This window comes from Rhodovulum sp. PH10, assembly GCF_000293785.1.
Taxonomy (GTDB): Bacteria; Pseudomonadota; Alphaproteobacteria; order Rhizobiales; family Xanthobacteraceae; genus Rhodoplanes.
Genome location: NZ_AKZI01000024.1, coordinates 1 through 6,570, shown reverse-complemented (window position 1 = coordinate 6,570; position 6,570 = coordinate 1). Strand labels below are relative to the sequence as shown.

Below are 6,570 nucleotides of genomic sequence, written 5' to 3'. Positions count from 1 at the left end.
GTCCCCTCCCGCGCCCCTCCCCCTCCCTTCTCCTCCATTCCCGGCGTTTCCCCCTCACCCCGACCCTCTCCCCGCAAGCGGGGAGAGGGAGCGCAGGCTCCGGAGATTTTCTCTCATGAAACGCCTCGTCGTCACGGCGGACGATTTCGGCCTCGCCGTCGAGGTGAACGCGGCGATCGAGGCGGCGCATCGCGACGGCATTCTCACCGCCGCGAGCTTGATGGTCGGCGCGCCGGCGGCGGCCGATGCGGTGGCGCGCGCGCGGCGTTTGCCGGACCTGAAGGTCGGGCTGCACGTCGTGCTGCTCGAGTCGCGCCCCGTTCTCTCACGCGAGACGGTGCCGGATCTGGTCGATGCGAAGGGACGCTTTCGCAGCGATATGGTGCGGCTCGCCTTCGAGATCTTCTTCCGCCCCGCGGTGCGGGCGCAGATGAAGGCGGAGGTCGCCGCGCAGTTCGCCGCCTTTGCCGAGACCGGGCTCTTGCTCGATCACGTCAACGCCCACAAGCATTTTCACCTGCACCCGACGATCGCCGACGCGGTGATGGCGGAGGCCGAAAAGCTTTGCGCAAAACGCTTGCGGGTGCCGGTCGAGCCGGCCACCGTGATCGCCGCGACCGGCCAGGGGAGCCAGCCTTTCGGCGCGCGCCTGACGGTCGCATGGGCGAGGCGGCTCGCGGTGCTGGCGCGCAAGCGCGGGTTCTTCGTGCCGGATGCGGTGTTCGGGCTCACCTGGACGGGCGCGATGACGGCCGAGCGCGTGGCGCCGCTCTTGGAAAACCTGCCGGACGGCGCGAGCGAGATCTATTTCCACCCGGCGACCGCCGACACGTTTCCCGGCCACGCGCCGGGCTATCTCTACGAGGACGAGCTCGCCGCCCTCACCGCCGAGCGTGTGATCGAAGCGGCACGTGAGACCGGCGCAGCGCGCGGCGGCTTTTTGGACGTCTGCTGACGCCCCCCGGACGACACGAGAGCGAGGCGAGTGCCACGCGCTCCACCGTCATCGCCGGGCCGGTCGAGACCGGGACCCGGCGATCCATCGAAACAAAAAACAAGAGGTCTATTTTCTTGATGGATGCGCGGGTCTTCGCCCGCGCATGACGGCGCTCGTGGAGTGGCGCAGGAGGCTGGCCTCCTCACTTCACCATGCCGGCGAGCCGGAACCAGGCGATCGCATCGGAAAGCGCCTGCTCGTAGGGACGCGAGGCGTAGCCGAGCGTGCGGCGGGCTTTCTTGTCGTCGAAGAACATCCGGTATTTTGCGAGCTTCAGCCCGTCGACGGTGACGAACGGCTCGCGGCCGGTGAGGCGGGCGAACGCTTCCGCGCCCCAGGCGAGCGGAAACAGCGCGCGGCGCGGCAGCTCGAGCGAGGGCGGACGGCGCTCGACCAGCTTGGCGATGGTGATCAGCATGTCGCGCAGATAAACGTTCTCGCCGCCGAGAATGTAGCGCTCGCCGATCTCGCCCTTCTGCAGCGCGAGCAGGTGGCCGGCGGCGACGTCGTCGACATGCGCGAGATTGAGCCCGGTGTCGACGAAGGCCGGCATGCGACCGCTCGCCGCCTCCACCACGATGCGGCCGGTCGGCGTCGGCTTGACGTCGCGCGGGCCGATCGGCGTCGACGGATTGACGATCACCGCCGGCAGCTTGTCGCGTAAAACCATCTCCTCGACGAGACGTTCGGCCAAAACCTTGCTCTGCTTGTAGGCGCCGATCGCGCGCGCCGCATCGAGCGGGTGGGTCTCGTCGGCCGGGCCGGGCTGGTCGAGCGCGAGCGTCGCGACGCTCGACGTGTGGACCACCCGCTCCACGCCGGCCAGCAAGGCCTCCTGCATGACGATGCGGGTGCCTTCGACATTGGTGCGGAACAGCGCCGAAGGGTCGGGCGCCCACAACCGATAGTCGGCGGCGACGTGAAACACGAAGCGCACGCCGCGCATCGCCGCCGCGACCGAGTCGCGGTCGGTGATGTCGCCTTGAAACACCGCGTCGGCGGGATCGAGATTGGTGCGGGCGCTGGTCGGACGCACCAGCACGCGCACGGAAAAACCGGCATTGCGCAACACCGTCGCGACCGCCGAGCCGAGAAACCCGCTCGCGCCGGTGACGAGAACTTTTTCGGACGACACTTCCGACACTCCTTCTGGAAGGCCGCGACGGTCTCCGAAACGGCGACGCGAATCAAGCGGCGCGATTCCCCTGGTGCACGGCGGGCGGCGTCGGGGCGGCGTCGGCAGGGGGCCGTTCACCTTTCGTTAGGGATGGACGACGGCAGCCGGTACGGGAGTGCCGGGCCGATGCAACGAAGCGACGCAAGACATGTTTCCCCGCCGAACAATTCGACGAGGTTTTCTCCACGTGACAAATCCAAGCATCTTGCCGGTCGATGAGCACCGCCGGCTCGCCGCCGTCCGCCGCTACGACATTCTCGACACCCCGCCGGACGGCTCGTTCGACCGCATCACCGCGCTCGCCGCGCGGCGCTTCGACGTGCCGATCGCGATCGTCAGCATCGTCGACGAGGACCGCATCTGGTTCAAGTCGCACCACGGCCTGGACGTCGACCAGATCGACCGCGAGCCGGGCCTGTGCGCCTCGGCGATCCTGTCCGAGGATCCGTGGATCCTCACCGACGCGCGCGCCGATCCGCGCTCACTCGCCAATCCGCTGGTCGCCGGCGAGTTCGGCTTGAGATTTTATGCCGGCGTGCCGCTGCACACGGCGGACGGGTTCAATCTCGGCATGCTGTGCGTGATCGCCAGGGAGCCGCGCGCGGTGGACGGCCGGCAGATCGCCGATCTCAACGATCTCGCCGCGATCGTGGTGGACCAGATGGAGCTTCGGCTCGCCGCCCGCCGGGCGATCACAGGCTCGTCCGCCGCGGCCCGCGCACTCCCCGCCGGTCGATCAGCCGCAGGCTGAACGGTCGGCCGGCGACCGCCGCGCCGAGCGCGTCGGTGAAGGGCAGCGGCGTGCAGCGGGTCAGCATCGCCGCCACCGCGATGCGGTAGGCGAGGCGGTCGTCGTCGGTAGCGCCGGGCGCCTCGAAGGTGATGCGCGGCTTGCCGAGAATGGTGCCGTCGCGCTTGAAGCTCGTGCGCACGGTGATCTGCATGCCGGGGCGGGCCGCCTCCGGCGGGGGCGGCACCCAGCAGGCTCTCAGCGCCCGCTGCAGGTCGGCCAGCGTGTCGAGCGGCGCGCGCACCGGCTCGGCCATCGCCGGTCCGCCGGGCGGCAGGAGCGGAAGCGCAACCAGGAGCAGGAGCAGGCGCCGGAGGGCCGGCGGCTCCGCGAGGGTCGCGAGGAGGGCGCGTGGCGTGCGTCGCATGGTCGGTGCTCCTCCCTCCGCGTCCGGTTCCTGGTTGCGGCGCAGATGTTCACCGCGGAATGCGGGCGAAATCGGTGACGATGCGATCGTACAGCACCGGCGAGGGGATGAACCGCCGCAGGCGTCGACGCGGATCGCCGTCCCAGATCGAGCGGCCGGCGCGCAGCGCCGCGCGGGCGGCGCGGGCCGCCGCCATGTCGCCGCGGGCGACCGCCAGCAGGCCGCGGGCGAGATGGTTCAGGTCGAACTCGCCTTCCATCGCCGCGACGCAGTTTTCGGCGGTCGCGAGATCGCCTTTCGCGTAGGCGGCGAAGAACAGCCCCCAGGCGAGCGGCAGCGGCATCACCGGCACGCTCTCGCGCGCCTGCTGGAGCAGCGCGTAGCCCTCGTCGAACCGGCCGAGCGTGGTGAGCTGGGCGCCATAGACGGTCAGCACGCGAAAATCGTACGGGTTCAGCGTCAGTGCACGGCTGCCGGCGGCCAAACCCTCCGTGAGGCGGCCCTGCGACACCCGCACCGTCATCAGCGCGTAGTGGGCGCGGGCGCTGTGCGGCGCCAGCGCCACGCCCCGCGCCGCCAGCGCCGCGGCGGTCGCGAGATCGCTCTCGAAGCCGTGCAGGAGATACTGGCGCCAGTACATCCGGGCGAGCATCGCGCGGCCGTATCCGAACGCCGGGTCGGCGGCGATCGCCCGCACCAGGCAGCGGCGGGTTCTTTCGCGCGCGATCGGATCGACGAAGCGGGCGAACTCGGCGACCTCGAGGGTGCAGCGATAGGGCGAGGGCCGCGCCTGCTCGCCGCGGCCGCGCTCGGTCGCCGGCAGGAGGCCGTAGGGCTGCAGGAGCGCGGCGGCGATCTTTCGCATCAGCCGGTCGCCGGCCGGGCCGGGGCCGTCCTCGCTCGGCGCCACCGGATAGGAGGCCTGCCACAGCACCGCCGTGCCGGCGGTCTCCACCAGCCGCAGCCGCAGCACCGGGCCGTCCGGCCGGCCGGTCTCGATCGCCGTGCCCAGCACGTAGTCGGGCGCCGGCAGCGGCACGCCGGCGCCGATGGTGGTGGCGGTGCGCGGCATCAGCACCCGCACGCCTTCGAAGCGCGACAGCACGTCGACCAGCCGCCCGTGCAGCCGCACCGGATCGAGCGGCGGCGCCGCGTCGCCTTCGACCGCCACCGGCTGGATCAGCAAACTCGGCTCGCCGAAGCCGTTGCGATGGCGCACGGCACCCGTGTCGGGCGGGATCTCGTCCTCGGCGACCGGCGGCAAGGGAGACGGGGCAGGAGGGATCAGACGGTCGAGCGCGATCCAGCCGATCGTCACGCCGGCTGCGACGATCACCAGCGCGGCGCAGGACACCGGTCTCGCGGCATGCGACGCCGGAGCCGCCGGACGGGCGGGCTCCGAGGCGCCGTCGGGTGACGGCATCGCCGAATCCTTCAGCCCTCGGCGCTGGTCGCGATCCCGGACGACTCTCGACCGCGCCGTGCCTCAGTCTATCCCCGAGGACGGTACTCTGCGAGGGAAAGTTGTCCAGTCGGTGCTATGCACCGGCGGCGGTGGTGTCGCACCGATGCACTGGCGCGGGCCTCTCAGGCGGCGGTGCGCCCGACCACCTTCTCGCTCGACACCACGTGCACCGCCTGCCCGGTGGCGGCGAAGGCGTCGATATTGGCGAGCGTCGTCTCGGCGATCTGGCCCAGCGCCTCGCGGGTGAAGAACGCCTGATGGCCGGTGATCAGCACGTTGGGGAAGGTGAGCAGGCGGGCGAAGACGTCGTCGCGGATCACGGTGTCGGAGAGGTCCTCGAAGAAGAGGTCGGCCTCCTCCTCGTAGACGTCGAGCGCGAGGCTGCCGAGCGTGCCGTCCTTGAGCCCCCGGATCACCGCGCGGGTGTCGATCACCGCACCGCGGCTGGTGTTGATCAGCATCAGCCCGGGCTTCGCCTTGGCGAGCAGCGCGGCGTCGACCAGATGCCGCGTGTCGGGGGTGAGCGGGCAGTGCAGGGTCACGATGTCGGAGTTTTGGAAGAGTTCTTCGCGCGAGACATAGCGGGCGCCGAGCGCGGAGACCGCCGGGTTGGGGTAGGGGTCGTGGGCGAGCAGCCGGACGTCGAACCCGCGCAAGATGGTGGCGACCGTCTCGCCGATCTTGCCGGTGCCGACCACGCCCACCGTCTTGCCGTGCAGGTCGAACCCGAGCAGCCCGTCGAGGGCGAAATTGCCCTCCCGCACGCGGTTGTAGGCGCGGTGGATCTTTCGGTTCAGGCACAGCATCAGCGCCAGCGTGTGCTCGGCGACCGCGCGCGGCGAATAGGCCGGCACGCGGGCGACGGCGAGCCCGAGATCGCTCGCGGCGGCGAGATCGACATTGTTGAAGCCGGCGCTGCGCAGCGCGATCAGCCGCACGCCGTTGTCCGCGAGCGTCGTCAGCACGGCACGGTCGAGCACGTCGTTGACGAAGGCGCACACCGCCTCGGCGTCGGCGGCGAGCGGCGCCGTCTCGGCCGAGAGGCGCGCGTCGAAATAGACGAGGTGGTGGGTATTTCCGGCGTTGGCGGCGTCGAGGAAGTGGCGATCGTAGGGTTTCGTGCTGAAGACGGCGACTTTCATGGGCTTTCGGGCTCTCTCGGGCTCAGGGGATGTGGTTCGGGCGTTCTTCGGGCAATGGGAGTGTTCGGGCGATGGCGTGCCGGAGGCTCGGCCGGCGCCTCCGGGGAACCCGCACGGTGCCCCGAGGGTTTCGCAGTGCGGCAGGCCGGACCCGGAGCTGGAGCCGGCGTCCGCCGCGCGCGGCCGCTGACCGCTTTGCATTTCGCCGCCGGAGCGTTAGGACGTTTTACGGCGCGCCGATGGCGTGCCGCGTTGTCGGCCGTTCACTCCCGAGGCGTCCATGATCGCTCGCATCTACAAGCCCGCCAAGAACGCCATGCAGTCCGGCACGGCAAAGACCCGGCACTGGGTGCTCGACTTCGAGCCGAGCGAGCCGCGGCGGGTCGAGCCGCTGATGGGCTGGACCTCCTCCGGCGACACTCGCGCCCAGGTGCGGCTGAAGTTCGACACCAAGGAGGAGGCGGTCGCCTATTGCGAGGCGCGCGGCATCGCCTATCAGGTGATCGAGCCGAAGCCGGCCACCCGCCGCACCATCGCCTACGCCGACAATTTCGCCGCCGGCCGCCGTAGCCCCTGGACCCACTGAGAGACCGTTTGGAAACTCCGACGGGGCTGCGCCGGAGCCGATTTCG

The 6,570-nt window shown here is 70.6% G+C and carries 7 protein-coding genes; 3 read left to right on the top strand and 4 right to left on the bottom strand.

The features are described from left to right. The first annotated feature begins 115 nt into the window (after positions 1-115). Positions 116-955, top strand: a complete 840-nt coding sequence (hpnK, locus tag A33M_RS04945; protein ID WP_008384194.1) for a hopanoid biosynthesis-associated protein HpnK — start codon at positions 116-118, stop codon at positions 953-955. Positions 956-1,139: 184 nt separating this feature from the next. Here hpnK and hpnA read toward each other — a convergent pair whose 3' ends face one another. Further along, the gene (gene hpnA / locus A33M_RS04940) at positions 1,140-2,132 is read right to left on the bottom strand and encodes a hopanoid-associated sugar epimerase (protein WP_008384193.1); all 993 of its coding nucleotides are present in this window, start codon (positions 2,130-2,132) and stop codon (positions 1,140-1,142) included. A 229-nt stretch (positions 2,133-2,361) separates the two neighbouring features. Here hpnA and A33M_RS04935 point away from each other — a divergent pair, with 229 nt between their 5' ends. Beyond that, entirely contained in the window at positions 2,362-2,925 is a 564-nt protein-coding gene (locus A33M_RS04935; protein ID WP_202801793.1) for a GAF domain-containing protein, read from the top strand. Here the strand turns inward: A33M_RS04935 and A33M_RS04930 are convergent. From A33M_RS04930 to A33M_RS04920, 3 genes are all read right to left on the bottom strand, one after another. Further along, positions 2,867-3,331 (bottom strand): hypothetical protein, encoded by a 465-nt coding sequence (locus A33M_RS04930; protein WP_052026849.1) that lies wholly within the window; start codon positions 3,329-3,331, stop codon positions 2,867-2,869. The genes A33M_RS04935 and A33M_RS04930 overlap by 59 nt on opposite strands. 49 nt (positions 3,332-3,380) lie before the next feature. Next, entirely contained in the window at positions 3,381-4,754 is a 1,374-nt protein-coding gene (locus A33M_RS04925) for a tetratricopeptide repeat protein (RefSeq protein ID WP_040619361.1), read from the bottom strand. 164 nt (positions 4,755-4,918) lie between these two features. Continuing rightward, on the bottom strand, positions 4,919-5,938 hold the full coding sequence (locus tag A33M_RS04920; protein ID WP_008384189.1) for a 2-hydroxyacid dehydrogenase: 1,020 nt from the start codon (positions 5,936-5,938) through the stop codon (positions 4,919-4,921). A 280-nt stretch (positions 5,939-6,218) separates the two neighbouring features. Here A33M_RS04920 and A33M_RS04915 point away from each other — a divergent pair, with 280 nt between their 5' ends. Continuing rightward, the gene (locus A33M_RS04915) at positions 6,219-6,524 is read left to right on the top strand and encodes an ETC complex I subunit (RefSeq protein ID WP_008384188.1); all 306 of its coding nucleotides are present in this window, start codon (positions 6,219-6,221) and stop codon (positions 6,522-6,524) included. Positions 6,525-6,570: the final 46 nt, after the last annotated feature.